General features: G+C 57.4%; 1 protein-coding gene. It reads left to right on the forward strand.

From position 1 onward, the window contains the following. Positions 1-305 (forward strand): DUF5801 repeats-in-toxin domain-containing protein (locus EN851_RS36670; protein WP_189587365.1); only part of this gene is annotated, 305 nt, incomplete at both ends.

The following is a 305-nucleotide window of genomic DNA, read 5'->3' on the forward strand; positions in this document are numbered from 1 at the left end:
GTGTGGCAATCTTCCTCTACAACGAAGGCGGCATCATTTATGGGCGCGAGGCCGACGCGAATGGTGACGCTGACCCGAACGGCGACCTGGCGTTCGCTGTTGCGCTGGACGAGAGCGACCTGTCCTCGGCGCAAATTTACCTCATTCAATACGAGCCGCTGGGGCACAGCGATCCTCTCAACGTTGACGATGACGACATCCTGTCGTTTGCCGATGGCAAGTTTTTTCTTGATGCATCGACCACCGAGATCGTAACGACGTTTCAGACACTCGACTTCGCGTCGATCCCGTCAGGTAGCCCGCAG

Source organism: Mesorhizobium sp. M8A.F.Ca.ET.208.01.1.1, assembly GCF_004791315.1.
Taxonomy (GTDB): domain Bacteria; phylum Pseudomonadota; class Alphaproteobacteria; order Rhizobiales; family Rhizobiaceae; genus Mesorhizobium.